Annotated in this window: 19 protein-coding genes; 9 read left to right on the top strand and 10 right to left on the bottom strand. The window is 70.1% G+C overall.

Annotated features, from left to right (window positions below):
- Window positions 1–789: 789 nt before the first annotated feature.
- The 7 genes from ABD993_RS00015 to ABD993_RS00045 all read right to left on the bottom strand — a co-directional run bounded on the left by ABD993_RS00015 (window position 790) and on the right by ABD993_RS00045 (window position 6,776).
- Complete coding sequence (locus ABD993_RS00015) at window positions 790–918, bottom strand: hypothetical protein (RefSeq protein WP_345411351.1); 129 nt, start codon at window positions 916–918, stop codon at window positions 790–792.
- 261 nt (window positions 919–1,179) lie between these two features.
- Complete coding sequence (locus ABD993_RS00020; RefSeq protein WP_345411353.1) at window positions 1,180–2,295, bottom strand: LLM class flavin-dependent oxidoreductase; 1,116 nt, start codon at window positions 2,293–2,295, stop codon at window positions 1,180–1,182.
- A 50-nt stretch (window positions 2,296–2,345) separates the two neighbouring features.
- Window positions 2,346–3,449 carry an LLM class flavin-dependent oxidoreductase gene (locus ABD993_RS00025; protein WP_345411355.1) on the bottom strand — a complete coding sequence of 368 codons (1,104 nt, stop codon included), beginning with the start codon at window positions 3,447–3,449 and terminating at the stop codon, window positions 2,346–2,348.
- A gap of 63 nt (window positions 3,450–3,512) precedes the next feature.
- Window positions 3,513–3,911, bottom strand: a complete 399-nt coding sequence (locus tag ABD993_RS00030) for a nuclear transport factor 2 family protein (RefSeq protein ID WP_345411356.1) — start codon at window positions 3,909–3,911, stop codon at window positions 3,513–3,515.
- A gap of 28 nt (window positions 3,912–3,939) precedes the next feature.
- The gene (locus tag ABD993_RS00035; RefSeq protein ID WP_345411358.1) at window positions 3,940–5,094 is read right to left on the bottom strand and encodes an LLM class flavin-dependent oxidoreductase; all 1,155 of its coding nucleotides are present in this window, start codon (window positions 5,092–5,094) and stop codon (window positions 3,940–3,942) included.
- 42 nt (window positions 5,095–5,136) lie between these two features.
- Window positions 5,137–6,276, bottom strand: coding sequence for a 3,4-dihydroxy-2-butanone-4-phosphate synthase (gene ribB, locus ABD993_RS00040; protein ID WP_345411359.1), 1,140 nt, complete (start codon window positions 6,274–6,276; stop codon window positions 5,137–5,139).
- Window positions 6,276–6,776 (bottom strand): flavin reductase family protein, encoded by a 501-nt coding sequence (locus ABD993_RS00045; protein ID WP_345411360.1) that lies wholly within the window; start codon window positions 6,774–6,776, stop codon window positions 6,276–6,278. The genes ribB and ABD993_RS00045 overlap by 1 nt, the downstream gene beginning before the upstream one ends.
- 364 nt (window positions 6,777–7,140) lie before the next feature.
- Between ABD993_RS00045 and ABD993_RS00050 the strand changes: the two genes are divergently transcribed.
- The 6 genes from ABD993_RS00050 (at window position 7,141) to ABD993_RS00075 (ending at window position 12,261) form a co-directional block, all read left to right on the top strand.
- On the top strand, window positions 7,141–7,617 hold the full coding sequence (locus ABD993_RS00050; protein ID WP_345411361.1) for a nuclear transport factor 2 family protein: 477 nt from the start codon (window positions 7,141–7,143) through the stop codon (window positions 7,615–7,617).
- Complete coding sequence (locus tag ABD993_RS00055; RefSeq protein WP_345411363.1) at window positions 7,614–8,438, top strand: enoyl-CoA hydratase-related protein; 825 nt, start codon at window positions 7,614–7,616, stop codon at window positions 8,436–8,438. The genes ABD993_RS00050 and ABD993_RS00055 overlap by 4 nt, the downstream gene beginning before the upstream one ends.
- Complete coding sequence (locus ABD993_RS00060; RefSeq protein ID WP_345411364.1) at window positions 8,435–9,208, top strand: enoyl-CoA hydratase-related protein; 774 nt, start codon at window positions 8,435–8,437, stop codon at window positions 9,206–9,208. The genes ABD993_RS00055 and ABD993_RS00060 overlap by 4 nt, the downstream gene beginning before the upstream one ends.
- A gap of 44 nt (window positions 9,209–9,252) precedes the next feature.
- Window positions 9,253–9,759 carry a nuclear transport factor 2 family protein gene (locus tag ABD993_RS00065; protein ID WP_345411366.1) on the top strand — a complete coding sequence of 169 codons (507 nt, stop codon included), beginning with the start codon at window positions 9,253–9,255 and terminating at the stop codon, window positions 9,757–9,759.
- Window positions 9,760–9,838: 79 nt separating this feature from the next.
- Window positions 9,839–11,542, top strand: a complete 1,704-nt coding sequence (locus ABD993_RS00070; protein ID WP_345411369.1) for a class I adenylate-forming enzyme family protein — start codon at window positions 9,839–9,841, stop codon at window positions 11,540–11,542.
- A complete protein-coding gene (locus ABD993_RS00075; protein WP_345411372.1) occupies window positions 11,539–12,261 on the top strand; it encodes a carboxymuconolactone decarboxylase family protein in 723 nt (240 codons plus the stop codon). The genes ABD993_RS00070 and ABD993_RS00075 overlap by 4 nt, the downstream gene beginning before the upstream one ends.
- Window positions 12,262–12,297: 36 nt before the next feature.
- Here the strand turns inward: ABD993_RS00075 and ABD993_RS00080 are convergent, their stop codons facing one another.
- Window positions 12,298–12,978 carry a TetR/AcrR family transcriptional regulator gene (locus tag ABD993_RS00080; protein WP_345411374.1) on the bottom strand — a complete coding sequence of 227 codons (681 nt, stop codon included), beginning with the start codon at window positions 12,976–12,978 and terminating at the stop codon, window positions 12,298–12,300.
- A gap of 98 nt (window positions 12,979–13,076) precedes the next feature.
- Between ABD993_RS00080 and ABD993_RS00085 the strand changes: the two genes are divergently transcribed.
- Window positions 13,077–13,898 (top strand): mycofactocin-coupled SDR family oxidoreductase, encoded by an 822-nt coding sequence (locus ABD993_RS00085; protein WP_345411376.1) that lies wholly within the window; start codon window positions 13,077–13,079, stop codon window positions 13,896–13,898.
- Between the two features lie 46 nt (window positions 13,899–13,944).
- Here the strand turns inward: ABD993_RS00085 and ABD993_RS00090 are convergent, their stop codons facing one another.
- A complete protein-coding gene (locus ABD993_RS00090; protein ID WP_345411378.1) occupies window positions 13,945–14,637 on the bottom strand; it encodes a TetR/AcrR family transcriptional regulator in 693 nt (230 codons plus the stop codon).
- Between the two features lie 190 nt (window positions 14,638–14,827).
- The gene (locus ABD993_RS00095) at window positions 14,828–15,940 is read right to left on the bottom strand and encodes an LLM class flavin-dependent oxidoreductase (protein ID WP_345411380.1); all 1,113 of its coding nucleotides are present in this window, start codon (window positions 15,938–15,940) and stop codon (window positions 14,828–14,830) included.
- Between the two features lie 260 nt (window positions 15,941–16,200).
- On the opposite strand from ABD993_RS00095, the gene ABD993_RS00100 reads away from it, so the two are divergent.
- Window positions 16,201–17,892 (top strand): class I adenylate-forming enzyme family protein, encoded by a 1,692-nt coding sequence (locus ABD993_RS00100; protein WP_345411383.1) that lies wholly within the window; start codon window positions 16,201–16,203, stop codon window positions 17,890–17,892.
- Between the two features lie 40 nt (window positions 17,893–17,932).
- Window positions 17,933–18,424, top strand: a complete 492-nt coding sequence (locus ABD993_RS00105) for a nuclear transport factor 2 family protein (protein WP_345411385.1) — start codon at window positions 17,933–17,935, stop codon at window positions 18,422–18,424.
- Window positions 18,425–18,435 lie beyond the last annotated feature (11 nt).

Consider the following 18,435-nt stretch of genomic DNA (forward strand, 5'->3'; position numbering starts at 1 on the left):
GAGATCGAGCACCTCGCGCCGGAACTCCGGCGGATACCCACGCCTGCCCACGAACCCCCTCGGGGGTCACGTGACCAGGATTCCAGCTACCCGACTCCACCGAATCCGGGGCCAACCAGATTCTCTTCGAACTCGACGCGTGGGCCTGTCGCCACGCCGAGCCAGACGACCCGATCGCGTCCACTCAGCCCGTCACCGACGCGACTACCCGACTCCTGACGCATCCCGTTGACGTCGCTCGTCCAAGCCCGCCGGCCTCTGGACGGTTCGGCCATGAAGGCGATGTTTGAGGTCGACATCCTCGGGAGCTGTAGCCAGATGACCGTGGAGATCCCGCCGCCCGCCAGACCGGTGCAGCTTCATCCGGCCGGCCGAGTGCGGAGAGGGCGACCCTCACGACGACCTGCGCCACTTCGCGACCGGGCTGGGATGTCGGCTTCCATCGACCCCCGAATACCACCGCTACTCCACCGACGCGCTCGGCCAGTCGGCGAGCGAGATCGGCATGGGCCGAACCTCCGCCAATCCATGCTTCGACTCGGTCCTCGCTCGGCGGACGTCCTCGCGCTCACGCACCCGGCTCACAGCGAAGCCCGCGGCGGCCGAGAGCCAGCCCGTGACTCCGCCGATCCGCATCGGGCCGACCATCGCGAAGTCCGACCACCGGCGCTTATGGCCGCCGCAATGGCGTCGGTCCCCCCAACAGCTCTCCCCGGTCTGGATCGCGGTGTACGGCGCTGCGGACGCGAGCGTGGCGGCGAGGTCGTCGGCGTGGACCGGTTCCTCGACTCAAAGGAGGTCCTCGTCCTCCAGGTCGTCGAACCTGCGGATCGCCTCCGGCACAGTGGGTCCCTGGTTGTCGTCGAGCGCGATCTCCGCCTCCGTACCGGCCGCGTCGCGCACGACGGCGATCGGCATCCGGTCGTCTACGCTGCCCCCTGCCCAATCTTGATCTTGAACGACCGAGAGCCCCGTGCCACGTGCTCGGCCGTCTCGGCGGCGAGGGCGTCGAGTCCCGTCGAACGCAGGCTCGCAACACTCACACCGATCGCACGTCGCCGCCCAGCGGACGGGCCAGCGGCAGCTCGTCTTCCCGGAGCGCCGCCGCGTTCAAGTTTCCGCCACGCATGCTAACGCGGGGCACCAGATGTCCCGGCGCCCCGCGTCCTTGGTCGTCAGTCAGACCACCGCCGCGACGTCCTTGATGTTCGGCACAACCTCCTTGGCGATGCGGTGCATCGACTCCACCCATGGCTTGGGGTCGTCGGCGTAGTCGTGGGTGTTCATCACGATCTGGCCCATGCCGCCGATGGTGTCGTTCATGGCCTGCAGCTTCTCGATCACCGTCTCCGGCGAGCCGCAGATCCACACGTGCTCGGCGATCCAGTCCATGTCCAGGTCGGCCTGGTCGATCCCGGTTCCGGAGTCGTCGATGTAGCCCTGCAGAATGTTGAACTCCTTGTACACGGGCACGAGGTAGTTCTCCCAGCAGGTACCGAGGCCGCCCTCGAGCGCGATGCGCTTCGCCTCCGCGTCGGTGTCCGCGACGACGATGTCCCGGCACATCCGGAACCGCATGCGGTCCGGGGTGAACCCGTTCTCCTCCTGGCCCTCGGCGTACTTGGCCCAGTGCGACTTGCCGACCTCCATGCCGCCGAAGAACGAGATCGGCGAGAAGTTGTTGGCGCCCGCGTACTTCATCGACGCCGAGCCGTAGGACAGCGCGGTCATCGCGATCTCGAGGTTCTCCACGCCGTTCCACGGCGAGAAGTCCGGCATCATGTGGAACTCGTCGCCGGTCTCGTCCGACTCGGTCTCCTCTGGGAAGCCCGCCGTGAAGTACTCGCCCTGGTGGTGGAAGGGCTTGCGGTCCCAGATCTTCTGCATGATCTCGAGCGCCTCGTCCCGGCGCGGGCGGGCCTCCGAGAGGTCCGCAGGCTGGCCGCGCAAGATCGCGTCACGCGGGTACGCCCCCGGTCCCACCCCCAGGAAGTACCGGCCCTCCAACACCTGCGAGAGCCACCCCACCTGGATCGCCAGCGACCCCGGATTGTGCAGACCCAACAGATGCGCCATCGGCGCGAACCGCAACTGCTCGGTCTCCCGAGCACACGCCCCGATCACGATCTCCGGGTTCGGGACACTCTCCCAGGCCTGGGTGGCGTGCTCACCGATCATGAAATCGGCGAAGCCGGCCTGGTCCGCCTCACGGGCGATCTCGACCGAGTAGTCGAAGACCTGCCGCGGCGAACGGCTCGGCTTCATGTAGGGGACGTGGAAGATTCCACTCTTCATCGTGACTCCAGTGCTCTTATAGGGATGGGTGTCGGGATGGGGCGGCGCGGTCAGGCGGCGCGGGAGCTGAACGGCAGTTGGATCTTCGGGGCGACCTCCTGCGCGATGAGCTGCAGGGACTGGAACCACGGCGACGGGTCGTCCATGTAGTCGTGGGTCTCCACCTGCAGCACGCCCCAGCCGCCGGTGAACTCGTAGAGCTTGTTCAGCTTGTCGATGACCGTCTCCGGCGAGCCGACGACCCAGACGTTGTCGCAGATCCACTCGAGGTCGACGTCGGCCTTGGTGGCGCCGACGTCGTTCATGTAGCCCTCGAGCATCCCGAAGCGCTCCCAGATCGGCCACAGGTAACGCTCGAACGCGTACCCGATGCCGCCCTCCATCGCGAGCTTCTTCGCCTCCTTGTCGGTGTCGGCCACGAACACGGTCTGGGAGACGTGGTACTTCGATCGGTCCGGGGTGTGCCCGAACTCCAGTGCCGCCTTCTCGTAGGTCTCCCAGTGGGTCTTCAGGATCGACGATCCCGAGTAGATGGAGACCGGCATGAAGCCGCGCTCACCGGCGAACCGGATCGACGGCGAGTTCACCGACAGACCGGTGACGGCGATGTCGAGCTTGCCGCCCCACGGGCTGTAGTCGGCGAGCTTGTGGTCGTCGTGGCCCTCGCCGTCGTCGACCTCCTCCGGGTATCCCGCGGACCAGTACTCGCCCTTGTGGAAGAAGGGCTCGCGCTTCCAGATCCTCTCCATGATCTCGAGCGACTCGCGGACCCGCTTCGGGTTGTTCTGCAGGTCGGTGATGCCGTGCAGGTACGAGGCCTGCGGGTAGGCGCCCGCCCCGACCCCGAGGAAGTAGCGGCCCTCGAGGATCTGCGACAGCCACCCGACCTGGATCGCGAGGTCGGCGGGGTGGTGGTGCGGGAGCAGGTGCGCCATCGGCGCGAACTTGATCCGCTCGGTCTGGACCGCGGCGGCGGCGATCACGAGCTCGGGGGTGGGGATGCACTCCCACTTCTGGGTCGCGTGCTCGGCGACCATGAACTCGGTGAAGCCCGCCTTGTCGGCCTCCCGGGCATTGGCGAGGGCCCAGTCGAAGGTGTCGCGCGAGCTGCGCTCCGGGCGCATGTACGGAATGTGGATGAGTCCGGATTCCATCGTGTCCTGTCTCTCCTCGTCGAGTGGGTCAGGCTTGGTAGAAGGTCGAGTGGGTCGGGCTCGTCAGAAGAAGGTGTCCTTGGCGTGCTGCGTGTCGAGGTACTCGTGCACCTCGGCGATGCGCCCGTCGGGCGCCACGCGGAACAGGAAGTGACAGCGCGGGTCGTACACCCTGCCGTCCTTGAGCTCCGCGTACGAGTCGGCCTCGACGGCCACCGAGTCGCCCTCGGCCACCATCGAACGCGGGGTGATGCGCAGCGGTGCCGTGTAGACGTCCGCCACACCGCCGATCAGCTTTCCGAACGACTCCTTGTCGTAGGAGCCGGACATGCCCTCCAGCTTCCCCGAGACCCACCATGTGACGTCGTCGGTGAGGGCGGCGAGGGTCTTCTCGGGGTTCCCCTCGGAGAAGATCTCGAGGAACCGGGTGACGGCGGCTTTCGTGTCCTCAGTGCTGGGCATCGTTGCCTCTCCTGCGGGGGCGGGGGACTCAGACGAAGGCGCCCGCGGCGTCCTTCGTCGCGAACCGGGGGGCGACCTCCTCGGCGAAGCGGACCAGCTCGGCGTTCTGCCGCTCCGGCTCCAAGTGCCCCTGGCCGAACATCAGGAAGCACTCGTCGAACCCGAGCCGGTCGTGGGCCTGCTCGATCTGCCGGGAGATGTCGTCCGGCGTGCCGATCAGGACGTTGGGGAACTGCTGGCCGTGCGGGATGAACCACTTGTCCCAGAACCAGCGGTGCTCCGCCTCGAGCGCCTGCGCCTCCTCCTTGCTGTCGGTGAGGATCAGGAACCCGCCCCACGCGCCGACGTCCTCGCGCTTGACGTCCCGACCGGCCTTGCGCGCCGTCTCGGTGTAGCGGTTCCACAGCGCCTCGCAGAAGTCGAGGTCGTTGGCGAACACGACCTGCTTGCCGCCCTCGCGCGCCCACATGTCGACCGTGCGCATCGAGTAGGCGAAGGCGCCGTAGAGCTTCGGGTGCGGGCGGGTGTACGGCCGGGGCGCGATGCCGATCTCGCGGACGATCCCGTTCTCGTCCTGGCCCGCGCCGAACTCGGCGTAGCCGGGGTGTCCGGCGGACCCGCCCTCCGGCGGGTACTCCCAGTACTTCCCCTTGTGCGAGAACATCGAGTTCTCCCAGGCCTTCTTCACGACCTGGACGGACTCCTCGAAGATCTCCCGGTTGATCGCGTCCTGGTCGTTGCGCGCCTTGGCGTGCGCCACGTTCGTGGCGCCCACCCCGCGGACGGCGGCGTAGGCGTCCACCCAGCGGGCGTGGTAGCCGCGGGTGAACCCGACGATCAGCCTGCCCTGCAGCATGTGGTCCAGCGTCGCGATCTCCTCGGCCACCCGGACCGGGTTGTGGGTCGGCAGGACGTAGCCGAGGATTCCGGCCTTGAGCCGCTTCGCGTGCGACCCGACGAAGAGGCCGAGCATCCCCGGGTGGTTGGTGATCTCGAAGCCCTCGACCTGCAGGTGGTGCTCGGGACTGCAGTAGGACTCGTAGCCGAGCTCGTCCGCGAGCTGGACGTAGCCCTTCATCTCCTCGAGGAAGCGCTGGTAGAGCTCGGGCCGCTGGCCCGCCATGCCCGCCTCGAGCTCGTAGCGGCGCCCGATCACGCCGGTCTGCATCAGGTGGAACTTCACCGTGGGGGTCTCCCTCGTGGTAGAAGGCCGTCGGGGCCGTGGTCAGGCGACCTCGCCGGAGCGGCCCGCCCGGACCGGCCGGAGGGGGGCCGTGGCCTCGAGCGCGGCGCGCACCGACGGCGGGTTGTGCAGGTGGCGCAGCGAGTGGACACCGAGGTCGTCGAGGATCGCGGTCGCCGTGCGGAGCCCGGCCTGGTCGAGCGGGGCGCACGCGGTGTCGCGGTCGAGCCGCCCGACGCCCGCCTCCCGCTCCTGCAGCGTCCGCAGCGAGGACAGACCCGGCCGCCCCGGGCGCAGGTAGACGACCACCCCACCGCCGGAGATGGCGTCCCGCATCGCCGCGTCGAGCCGCCGCGCGCAGCCGCAGTGTCGCGAGCCGAAGACGTCTCCGAGCAGGCACTCGACGTGCACGTGGACGGGCACGTCGTGCCCGTCGCCGAGCTCTCCGCCGAGGAACGCCACGTGCTCGGCGCCGTCCGGCACACCGCGGAAGCCCACGGTCTGCAGGGCCCCCGCGCCGACGGGCACCCGAGTGGCGACGACGCGCTCGACGCCGCCTTCCCGCGCCCGGCGGAACTCGGCCAGGTCCGCGATCGTGATCATCGCGAGGTCGTGCTCCACGGCGAACTCGACGAGCTCGTCCCGCCGCGCCATCCGGCCCGGCTCGCGGACGCTCACGATCTCGCACAGCACACCCGCGGGGCGCAGGCCCGCCAGTCGGGTCAGGTCGACCGCCGCCTCGGTGTGGCCGCCGCGCTCCAGCACTCCCCCGGCGCGCGCGGCCAGCGGCACGACATGCCCGGGCCTGGTCAGGTCGCCCGGCTCGGTCGCGGCGCCGGCGAGCAGGCGCGAGGTGTGGGCACGGTCGCGGGCGGAGATCCCCGTGGAGACCACCTCCGTGGCGTCGACGGTGACCCGGTAGGCGGTGCCGAACCCGTCGGCGTTGGTGTGGTGCATCGGTGGGAGCCCGAGGCGGCCGCACTCGGCCTCCGGGAGCGCGACGCACACGAAGCCGCTCGTGTGCCGCACCACGAACGCCATGGTCGCGGCGTCCACCAGCTCGGCGGCGACGATGAGGTCGCCCTCGTTCTCCCGGTCCTCGTCGTCCACGACGACGACCGGTCGGCCCGCCGCGATCTGGGTGAGGGCGACGTCGACGGTGTTCCTCGGGTTCGGGTCCATCAGATCGCCGCCAGCTGACGGAACCGGCTGCCGTGGAACACGAGCGGCGCCCGGTCCGGCTCGGCGCGCAGGGCGTGGATGGCGAGCAGGACGATCATGTGGTCCCCCGCGGGCACCTCGGCGTGGATCGAGCAGTCCAGCCACGCGACGGCGCCGCCGACGAGGACCCCGCCGTCGTCCGTCGCGTCCCAGTCCAGCTCGGCGAACCGGTCGCCCTGCTTGCTCGCGAGGCGCTGGGCCGCCGCGTTCTGCTCCTCCCCCAGCACGCTGACCCCGAGGCGGGGCAGCTCGCGCAGGCGGGGCCAGGTGGTGGAGGATTGCTGGACGCAGACCGACACCAGAGCCGGGTCCACCGACACCGAGGTGAAGGAGCTGGCGGCGATGCCCACCGGCACACCCGCCGCGTCGAGCGCGCAGACGGCGGTGACGCCGCTGGGGAAGCAGCCGTACGCGCGACGCAGCTGAAGCGGATCCCCAGCGACGGGTTCGAGCTCGATCATGCGACCCCTCTCCTTCGAGGTTCGTGCGTGCCGCCCGGACGGGCCGGGCCCGGTCGACGCCGATGTTGAGCTGGCTCCGAGCTGACGTCTGTGTGAGCGGTGCCACGAAAGTATCTACACTCGCATAAACTGTCAACCGCAGCCCACGCAGGCCGCCCACCACGGTGAACCCGACTTCATAGGCCCGAGATCGAGTCCGCTGCGAGCGTTGACCGTTTACACGCGCGTGGATAGTCTGCGGCGAGACTGCTCCCAGGGAGGTGGCGGCCATGACGGTCGGAACGGTGATCGGAACCCCGTCCGTCGAGGGCGGGCAGTGGACCGCGCACCGGCCCCCTCCCGGGTCGAATGGAGGGATCCCGTCGTGACCACGACACAGCAGCCGACGGACACGTCCGTCGCGGAGCTCATCGAGACGCAGAAGGTGCACCGGCTGCTCTTCGACTACGCGTTCCACCTGGACATGAACCACCCGGACGAGATCGCGGAGCTCTTCACCGAGGACTGCTACGTCGCGTACGGGCCGGACTTCGGGGCCGAGGGTCGCGCCGCCTACCGGGAGACGCTCTCGGGCATCGGCAGCTTCTTCGCCGCGACCAGCCACCACGTCTCGAACATCGCGGTGGACTTCGGGGCGGACCTGGAGACGGCGACCGTGCGCTCGGTGCTCTACGCGTGGCACAAGTACACCAAGGACCGCCCGGACGGGCACTTCTTCGGGCAGTACCACGACGAGCTGGTGAAGGTGGACGGCGCGTGGCGTTTCGCCCGCCGCGAGCTGCGCGCCTCGGGCGTCGTCGACTTCCACGTCAAGAAGCAGATCCCGATCGGGCGCGCATGACCGAGCTCCCCGAGTACCGGGACATCCGGGTCGAGCACCGCGGCGCGGTCAGCTGGATCGTGCTCAACCGCCCGGACCGGGCGAACGCCCTGTCCAACGCCATGCTCGACGAGTTCTCCGACGCCCTCGCGCGCCTGGCCGACACCGGCGGCCCGGTCGTCGGGATCCGCGGCGAGGGCAAGGGGTTCTGCGCGGGCTACGACATCGAGCAGGTCGGCACGCCCAAGGCGGCCGACCCGGTGGCCGACCGGGAACGGTTGGCGCGCAACGTGAACCGCTACCTCGCGATCTGGGACCACCCCAAGCCGGTGATCGCGGCGGTGCACGGTTACTGCATCGCCGGTGCCACCCAGATGTGCGTCTTCGCCGACCTGACGATCGTCGCCGAGGACGCCACGATCGGCGAGCCCGCCCTGCCGCTCGGCGGCGGCTACATCGCGCCGCTCTGGGCCCCGCTCGTCGGGCCGAAGCGGGCGAAGGAGCTGGCGTTCCTGCCCGGCAACGCGATCGACGGGCGCACCGCCGTCGAGTGGGGCTGGGCGAACCACGCTGTCCCCGCCGAGGACGTCGTCCGCACGGTCGAGGAGATGGCTGAGCGGATGGCCCGCATCCCGTCGGACGTGCTGCGCATCAAGAAGCTGGCGGTCAACCGCACAATGGACGCGATGGGCGTGCGGACGGCCGCCGCCCAGGTCCCCGAGATGGACGCCCTGCTGCACCTGTCACCGTCGGTGCTGCAACTACGCGAGTGGATCGGCGAGGTCGGCCTCAAGGCCGCCATCGCCGAGTTCAAGAAGCCCGCAGGAGAGGACACCCCGTGAGTTCCGGAATCGAGTACCGCAAGGACGGCCACGTCGCGCGGGTCACGCTCGACAATCCCAAGGCCCTCAACGCGATCAACCCCGCGATGGACGACGCGCTGCTGGCCGCCTGGACCGACATCGACGCCGACCCCGACATCTGGGTCGCCGTCCTCGACGCCACGCCGGGCAAGGCGTTCTGCGCGGGCGCGGACGTCTCCGGCGGCACCGACCGGGACGGCCGGATGGCGCTCGGCGGTGGTCTGACCGGCGTCGGCGGGCCCCTGGTCACGCTGAAGAAGCCCCTGATCGCGGCCGTCCACGGCTACGTCATCGGCGGTGGGTTCGAGCTGGTCATGGCCGCCGACATCATCGTCGCGGCGGACGACGCCCAGTTCTTCATCCCCGAGGTCAAGGCCGGGATCATCGGCGAGTCCGGGATCCTGCACCGCGCCGTGCGCAGGCTCCCCCACCACGTCGCGATGGGCCTGATCCTGACCGGCGACCGTCTTCCGGCCGCGAAGGCCGAGCAGTACGGGCTGGTCAACGAGGTCGTGCCGGTCGCGGACCTCGGTGCCGCCGCGGACCGGTGGGCCACCAAGATCCAGGCGGCGGCCCCGCTCGCCGTCCAGGCAGCCAAGGAGGCCACCCTGCGCGGCCTCGGGATGACCCTGGAGCAGGCGCTGGGCACGAAGTACGAGTCCATCGAGGCGTACGCGGGCACCAAGGACCAGCTCGAGGGCCTCGCGGCGTTCGCCGAGAAGCGCAAGCCGGTCTGGACCGGACGCTGACCGCACCTGCACGATCCGAGCATTTCTCTCGACGAGGAGCAGACATGTCAGACCTGGAAGCACGGATCCGCCGGCTCGAGGACCGGGCCGAGATCGAGGACCTCGTCCTCCGCTACTTCCTCGCCGCCGACGACGACGACTGGGACACCCTGGGCGCCACGTTCGCCGAGAACGGGTCGTTCTCCGCGGGCGCCTTCCCCGGCGGGTCGGACCGCGAGTCGGTGGTCAAGTTCATCCAGACCGACCGGCAGAACATGGGCGTCACCGTCCACACGCAGAACACCACGCTGATCACCTTCACCGACGCGGACCACGCGAGCGGCGTCGTGGGCGCGCACCTGGAGCTGGCCCGCGGCGGGACCACGGTCTACGGCGCGGTGCGCTACTACGACACCTACGTGCGCACCGGCGAGGGCTGGGCGTTCGCCAGCCGCGAGATGGCGATCATCCACGTCGGGCCGTGGGACGAGGTCGGCACCTCGCTGACCGCGCAGAACCGCGCCCGCTGGCCCGGGGCCGACCCGGCGCCCGCGGACCTGCCGCGCAGCTGATCCGTCCGCGGGGCGGCGGGCGCCCACACCCCGCCGCCCCGCGGCCCACCATGACCCGGTGTCGTGTCAGGAGGAACCCATGACCGCAGGCCAGGCAGGCCCCGCCACGGAGCGCACCGGACGCATCGAGCGCGGCGCCGACTGGATCGAGGTGTCGACCATCGGCGACCTGCTCGTGCGGTCGGCCCGCCGTCACCCGCAGCGCGCGGCGCTGGTCCTGCCCGGCGAGCGGTACACCTTCGCGGAGCTCCACAGGCGAGCACGGACGGTGGCCCGGGGCCTGCTGGCACTCGGGGTCCGGCCGGGTGAGCGGGTGGGCCTGCTCGCCTCGAACTCGGTCGAGTACGTCGAGGGATTCTTCGGGATCAGCCTGCTGGGCGCCGTCGTGGTCCCGCTCAACGCGCGTCACCGGGCCTCCGAGCTCGGCTACATCGTCGAGCACGCCGATCTTCGGGCGGTGCTGACCACGGCGCGCCCGGACGAGTACGTGGACTTCACCGAGATCCTCCGGGCGGGGCTCCCCTCGCTCGGCGCGGCCCCGGACCCGGGCCGCCTGGAGCTCGCCGAGGCGCCCGCCCTGCTCTCCGTCGTCCTGCTCTCCGGCGCCGACCGACCCGGGTGCCTCGACCGCGCGCGGTTCGACGAGCTGGCCGCGGCCGAGCCGGACGCCGCGATCGACACGCTCCGCTCCCGGGTCCGCGTCCGCGACGTGGCCGCCATGCTCTACACCTCGGGCACCACGGCGAACCCCAAGGGCTGCATGCTCTCCCACGAGGCGATGACCCGCGGCCCGGTGGAGCGCGCCCGCTACCGGCTCGGCACCGGCGAGGCCGACGTGACCTGGGCCGCGGGCCCGTTGTTCCACATCGCGGCGCTCGCCCCGTTCCTCGGGTCGGTCGGCGCGGGCGGGACGTTCCTGACCGACGTCCACTTCGAACCCACGCGCGCGCTGGCGCTGCTCGCCGACGAGCGCGCCACCGTGGCCTTCCCCTGGTTCCCGGCCACGATGCAGCCGCTGCTCGACGAGCCGGCCTTCGACCCGTCCCGGCTCGACGCCCTGCGTTCGATGTTCCTCATCGGACCCGGGGTGCTGCTCGAGCGCGTTCAGGCGGCCCTGCCGGACTGCGAGCTCGTCGCCGCCTGCGGGATGACCGAGACCGCCGGCATCTACGCGCTGAGCGACCCGGACGACTCCGCCGAGCTGCGCGCCTCCGCCCAGGGCAAGGCGTGCCCCGGCATCGAGATCCGGATCGTCGACGTGGAGACGGGCGCGGACGCCGAGCCCGGCGTCGTCGGCGAGATCCTCGTCCGCGGCTACGCCGTGATGGAGGGCTACTACAAGGACCCCGAGAAGACCGCCGCGAGCCTCGACGACGATCGCTGGCTGCACACCGGGGACCTCTACAGCTTCACCCCTGAGGGCCAGGTCGTGTTCCACGGCAGACTCAAGGACATGCTCAAGGTCGGCGGCGAGAACGTCGCCGCGATCGAGATCGAGGCGTTCGTGGCCCGCCATCCCGCCGTCGAGTGGGTCGAGGTCGTCGGGCGTCCCGATCCCCGCCTCGACGAGGTGCCGGTGGCATTCGTCGAGGTCAAGGCCGGTCACCTGGTCACCGAGAGCGAGATCATCGACTTCTGCACGGGCGAGATCGCCCGCTTCAAGATCCCGCGGTCGGTGCACTTCGTGGCGTCGAGCGACTGGCCGCGGTCCGCCACCAAGATCAACAAGAACGAGCTGCGCGCCCGCCTGGCCGCACTCGGTACGGAGCTGCCGACCTCATGACCACCCAGCACGAACGGACCCAGCACGACCAGACCAGACGCACGCCCACGCTGGTCTCCCTCGCGCGCCTGCGCGAGGAGGCGGAGGCCCTGCTCGCCGACGCCCCGGAGGGCACCGACCTCGACGAGGTCTCCGTCGCGCTGATCCGGCTCGCCGTCAACGCCTCGGTCACCACCCTCGACCCCGACGGCATCGACCGCGAGGTCCGCGGCGCGCTCGACGCGGGCGCCACCGCCGCGGAGGTCCACGAGACCCTCGTCGTGGTCTCCGGGCTAGGCGTGCACACCCTCATGGAGGGCTCCCGGCGGGTCGTCGCCGCGCTGCGCGAGCGCGGCGAGCCCGCGGCGGAGGCCCCGCTCGACGAGCAGCGGCTCGCCCTGCGCGCGCAGCGCGTGGGCGACGACCCGTACTGGGCGGACTTCGATCGCGAGGTCCCCGGCTTCCTCGACGCGCTGCTGCGCCAGTCGCCCGAGGCCTACGAGGCGTTCTTCGACTACTGCGCGGTGCCGTGGCGGACGGGTGCGGTCCGCGGCCGGGTCAAGGAGCTCATGTCGTTGGCCGCCGACGCGACCCCGACCCACCGCTACCTGCCGGGGATGCGGATGCACCTGGCCAACGCCCTGCGGCTGGGCGTGGGTCGGGTCGCGATCCGCCATGCCCTGGACATCGCCGCGGCCGCGCCGTCGCACCCCGGCGTCGAGGCCGCGGTCCAGGAGTGACGGCCCGACCATGAGGCCGCGATCCTGATGCCGGCGCTACTCCTCGGCGGTCTCCGCAAGGGGCAGGCCCGCCACCTCGTGCCCGACCGTGCGACGCAGAGCCAGCACGGACGGGGGCTCGGGAACGTCCTGCGTGGACGTGCCGTCGTCGCCCAGGCGCAGGGAGGAGAGTGCCAGCTCCAGCAGGCGCCGGGACGCGCTGTGCGGGTCGGTGTGCGCATGGGCGAGCTGTTCGTTCAGCGACAGGTAGAGGAAGACGTCCTCGAGCCAGCGGTCGCGCCGCAGCGCGCCCTGGTCCTTGGCCCGCGCGATGAGGTCCTCGAGCTCCGTCAGCAGCTTGTCGCGCAGCCGGTCCACCTCGGCGCTGCGCCCGGCGGGGATCGCCCGCAGCGCGCCGAGGTAGGCGGGGTTGTCGATCTGCTCGGCGAACAGCCAGCCGAGGTAGTGCACGAAACCGGCCCACCCGTCCTCGTGGGCCAGTCCCTCCGCCAGCGCGACTTCCGCACGTCCCAGGTTGGTCAGGAGCACCTCGGCGATCAGGTCCTCCCGGCGCGGGAAGTGCCGGTAAAGCGAGGCGTTGCTCAGGTTCGCGCGCCGCGCCACAAGGTCCATCGGCGCGTCGATACCCCGCTCCGCGAAGACCTCCTTGCCGGCGGCGATGAGCGCCTTGCGGTTGCGGATCTGGTCCTTCCGCGGACGGGCGGGGCTTGCGCTCATGACCCCACCGTAGCCGGCAACAAAACGTACTACACTCCCCGTTTCACTGTACGATAGGTCTCGGACCTACAACCCGACTCGCCGAAGGAGACGAGAAGATGGGAAAGCTCGAAGGCAAGGTCGCGTTCATCACCGGCGCCGCCCGCGGTCAGGGCCGCAGCCACGCGATCCGCCTCGCACAGGAGGGCGCGGACATCATCGCCGTCGACTCCCTCGCAGACGTGGCCACGGTGGACTACCCGATGTCCACACAGTCCGACTTGGACGAGACCGTCAAGCAGGTCGAAGGCCTGGACCGACGAATCCACGCAGTAAAGGCCGACGTCACCGACCTCGCCGGGCTGAAGGGTGCCTACTCGGCCGGGGTCGCCGAGCTCGGGCCGGTCGACATCGTGCTGGGCAACGCGGGCATCTGCCAGCTCGGCAGCCGCGAGCCCGATCCCGTCCAGGCCTTCCACGACGTGATCGGGGTCAACCTGATCGGTGTGTGGAACACCGTGCACGTCGCCGCGCAGGACATGGTCGACCGGGGTCAGGGCGGCGCAATCGTCCTCACCAGCTCGACCCAGGGCCTCACCGGTCGCGGCGCCGACGGGTCCGCGGGTGTGCAGGGCTATGCGGCCGCCAAGCACGGCGTGGTCGGGCTGATGCGCAGCTTCGCGAACTGGCTCTCCCCGCACGGGATCCGGGTCAACACCGTGCACCCGACCGGCGTCGCGACGCCGATGGTCGAGAACGACGTGATCGGACGCTATCTCGCGGAGAACCCGCAGGCCGGCCAGATGGCCGCCAACCTCATGCCGGTCGGCCTCACGGACCCGGTCGACATCAGCAACGCGATCCTCTACCTGGTCAGCGACGACGGCCGCTACGTCACCGGCGTGACCTTGCCTGTCGACGCCGGCTTCACCGCCAGATAGTCCCCCGGCGGCCGGATCGGCAGGGCCCGATCCGGCCCCTCCGGGCTCAGGCCTGCTTGCGCAGGCCCTCGAAGAAGATGGCCGAAAAGGTGTCCACCGTCTGTTGGGCGGTGTATTTCCGGTCCCCCGGCTTGAACCACCGGTGTGTCCAGTTCACCATTCCGAAGAGGGTCTTCACGACGAGCGGCACGGAAAGGTCCTCCCGCAATTCCCCAGCCTTTATCCCTGAGGTGATGACCTCGGTCACCAGGCCCTCGAAACGGCGCGTCTTGCGCACCATCTCCTTGGCCCACGGGGTCGCCTGGAAGGACACCTTGCCCATGTCCTCCTGGATGTAGACGTACACGTACGGGTAGTTCGCCTCGTACGAGTTGATCTGCAGCTCGATCAGCATGCGCAGCCGCTCCTGCGCGGTGGTCTCCAGCGCGGCGATCCGGATCGCCTCGGCGAGGTTCTCGTCCAGGACCTTCTTAGCCGTGGCTTGGAAGACCTCCTGGAACAGCTCGTCCTTGCCCGCGAAGTAGTAATAGATCGCGGCGCGATCGGTGCCGAAGCGCTCGGCCACGTCGTTCAGGGTCGCGGCCTCGTAGCCCTTCTGCTTGAACACGTCCCCGGCGATCTGGAGGAGCTCGCTGCGCTTGGCCTGGTACGCCGCCCCGCCCTCCACCTGCGCGCTGCGGCGGCGCTGCGCGAGACCACTGCCGCTGGACGCCGAAGGACGGCGGGAAGAGGGGGCCATGTGCGTATACTACACCGCAATTCGGGTGAATGGACGCGTCCCCCGGGACACGGTCGCCGCGAAATCGGCGCACTATTCTCGATTCACGGATACCGCGCCGGCAATGGCGCGGATCGCTCCCCCGCACACGCCGGACGCCGCCATGCCCGAGAGGCGATGGCGGCGTCTCGTGGTCGAGCCGGGCGACCGGTCAGGCGGCGACGTCGGTGATGTTCGGGATGACCTCGGAAGTCAGCCGGTGCATCGACTCGACCCACGGCTTGGGGTCGTCGATGTAGTCGTGGGTGTTCATCACGATCTGGCCGAACCCGCCGACCGCCTCGTTCATGGCCTGCAGCTTGCGGGTCACCGTCTCCGGCGAACCGCAGATCCACACGTGCTCGGCAATCCAGTCCATGTCCAGCGAGGACATGTCGATGCCGGTTCCGGAGTCGTCGATGTAGCCCTGCAGGATCTTGAACTCCTTGTACACGGGCACGAGGTACTTCTCCCAGCACTCGCCGAGACCGCCCTCGAGCGCGATCCGCTTGGCCTCGGCGTCGGTATCCGCCACCACGATGTCACGGCAGATCCGGAACCGCTGCCGGTCCGGTGCGAACCCGGACTCGACCTGCCCCTCCTCGAACATCTTCCAGTGTGACTTGCCGCCCGCCAGGCCGCCGAAGAAGGAGATCGGCGAGAAGTCCTGCGTGCCGGCGTACTTCATCGACTGAGAGTTGAACGACAGCGCCGTCATGGCGATCTCGAGGTTCTCCGCCCCCTGCCACGGCGAAAAGTCCGGCATCATGTGGTACTCGGAGCCCGGATCGTCGGAGTCCGATGCCTCCTCGGGGAAGCCACCCGTGAAGTACTCGCCTTCGAAGTGGAAGGGCTTGCGCTCCCAGACCTGCTGCATGATCTTCAACGCCTCGTCGCGCCGCGGGCGGGCCTCGGACAGGTCCTCAGGCTGGCCGCGCAGGATCGCGTCGCGCGGGTACGCCCCCGGACCGACCCCCAGGAAGTACCGGCCCTCCAACACCTGCGAGAGCCACCCCACCTGGATCGCCAGCGACCCCGGATTGTGCAGACCCAACAGATGCGCCATCGGCGCGAACCGCAACTGCTCGGTCTCCCGAGCACACGCCCCGATCACGATCTCCGGGTTCGGGACACTCTCCCAGGCCTGGGTGGCGTGCTCACCGATCATGAAATCGGCGAAGCCGGCCTGGTCCGCCTCACGGGCGATCTCGACCGAGTAGTCGAAGACCTGCCGCGGCGAACGCTTCGGCTGCAGGTACGGGACGTGAAAGATTCCAGCCTTCATGGTCTGTGGGTTCTCCTGTGAACTCGAGGATCGTCGGCTGTGCGGTGTCGAACGGCACGGGGCGCGTGGTCCACGTGACCGTGGCCACGACGGTATCTACGATAATGTAAAACGTCAACCGGTCCCCGGTTCCGCCGCCACCAACAGCTAGGGTCGTCCGCGAACCCCTGGCCGCATCGATGGTTGTGCATTTACGTTGGTGTAGATATCGTCGAGTGGCAGTCACAAGGACTCCTCGTCGCCGCGGAGAAGGGTGGGACATGTCCCAGTTGGAGGAACCGATGTCGCCGTCGGCCGGTCCGGCCCGCGGCACGTCACCCGGCTGGCCGGAGGTCACCACGATCGGGGGGCTGCTAGTCCGCGCGGCGGCCGCCGCCCCGGACCGCGCCGCCATCGTGTTCCCGGACCGTCGGGTCACCTACGCCGAGCTGCTGGACCGGGCACGCACGATGGCCCGGGGCCTTGTCGGGCTGGGCCTCGGCCGCGGGGACCACGTCGGCCTGCTCGCCACGAACGGCGTCGAGTTCGTCGAGGCCCTGTTCGGCATCTCGCTGATCGGCGGGGTCATCGTTCCGCTCAACGCCCGGCACCGGGCGGACGAGCTCGGCTACATCGTGTCCCACGGCGACCTCGCCGCGGTCCTCACGACGGCCGCCCCGGGGCAGTACACCGACTTCGCCGAGCTCCTGCGCGGCGGCCTGCCGGGCCTGGCCGACGCGCCGGACGCCGCCGGGCTCGCGCTCGACTCCGCCCCGGCCCTGCGCGCCGCCGTCCTGCTCTCCGGGGAACAGGCCCCCGGCTTCCTGCCGCGCTCCCGGTTCGACGAGATCGCGGCCGCCACCCCGCCCGCGGCCGTCGACGCGCTCGCGGCGCGGGTGCGGGTCCGCGACACCGGAGTCATCCTCTTCACCTCGGGGACCACGGCGAACCCCAAGGGCTGCATGCTCTCCCACGAGGCCATGACCCGCGGCCCGGTGGAGCGCGCCCGCTACCGGCTCGGCACCGGCGACGCCGATGTCAGCTGGTCGGCGGGGCCGCTGTTCCACGTCGCCACCCTCGGGCCGTTCCTCGGCTCGGTCGGCACCGCGGGCACCTTCCTGTCCGACTCGCACTTCGACCCCGGCCGCGCCCTGGACCTGCTCACCCGCGAGGGCGTGACCGTGGCGTTCCCCTGGTTCCCGGCGGTCATGCAGCCCGTGCTCGACCACCCGGACTTCGACCCCGCCGCGCTGCCCGCCCTGCGCTCGCTGTTCCTCATCGGGCCGAGCGTGCTGCTCGAGCGGGTCCAGGCCGCGTTCCCGGGCTGCGAGCTCGTCGCCGCCTGCGGGATGACCGAGACCGCGGGCATCTACGCGATCAGCGGTCCGGACGACTCGCAGGAGCTGCGGGCGACCGCCCAGGGCGCGGCGTGCCCCGGCATCGAGATCCGGATCATCGACATGTTCACCGGCGAGGACCTGGCCGACTCCGGGGTGCCCGGGGAGATCCTGGTTCGCGGCTACAACGTCATGGAGGGGTACTACAAGGACCCCGAGAAGACGGCCGAGACCCTCGACGGGCAGGGCTGGCTGCACACCGGAGACCTCTACAGCTGGACCCCCGAGGGACACGTCGCCTTCCACGGTCGGCTCAAGGACATGCTCAAGGTCGGCGGGGAGAACGTGGCCGCAGTCGAGATCGAGTCCTTCCTCGCCCGCCACCCCGCCGTCGAGTGGGCCGAGGTCATCGGCGTCCCCGACCCGCGCCTCGACGAGGTGCCCGTCGCGTTCGTCGAGCTCAAGGCGGGCCAGGCCGCGACCGCGGAGGACCTGATCGCCTTCTGCCGCGGGCGCATCGCCCGCTTCAAGATCCCCCGCGAGATCCACTTCCTCGGACCGGGCGAATGGCCGATGTCGGCCACCAAGATCAACAAGCGCGGGCTTCGCGCGCTGCTCGACTCCCAGACCCACTGATCCACCGAACGGTCCCCCGGGACCGGGAACGGAGTGCCGAATGAAGGTCACGAACGAGAACCTGCTGGCCACCGTCCAACGGTTGGCCGACAAGGACGAGATCACCCAGGTCCTGTTCGACTACGCCCACCACCTCGACCACAACGAGCCGAAGGCCCTGGTCGCGCTGTTCATCCCGGACTGCCACATCTCCTACGGCGGCGAGCACGGCGCCGACGGGGCGGAGGCCTACCTGGCCACGCTTGAGCACGAGAAGTTCGGCATCGGCGGGTTCTTCGCGGGCACCAGCCACCACGTGTCCAACGTGGTCATCGCGTTCACCGACGACGACACGGCCACCGTCCGCTCGCAGGTCTACGCCTGGCACCGCTACAACCGCGAGCGCCCGGACGGCATCGTCATGGGCCAGTACCACGATGTCTTCGTCCGCACCCCCGAGGGCTGGAAGATCGCCCGGCGCGAGCTCAAGCACGTCGGCACCGAGAACTACCACGCCAAGGGCGACGCGCTGAACCCGATCCCGCGCGTCTGACCGTACGAATC

This window comes from Pseudonocardia xishanensis (assembly GCF_039541715.1).
GTDB lineage: Bacteria > Actinomycetota > Actinomycetes > Mycobacteriales > Pseudonocardiaceae > Pseudonocardia > Pseudonocardia xishanensis.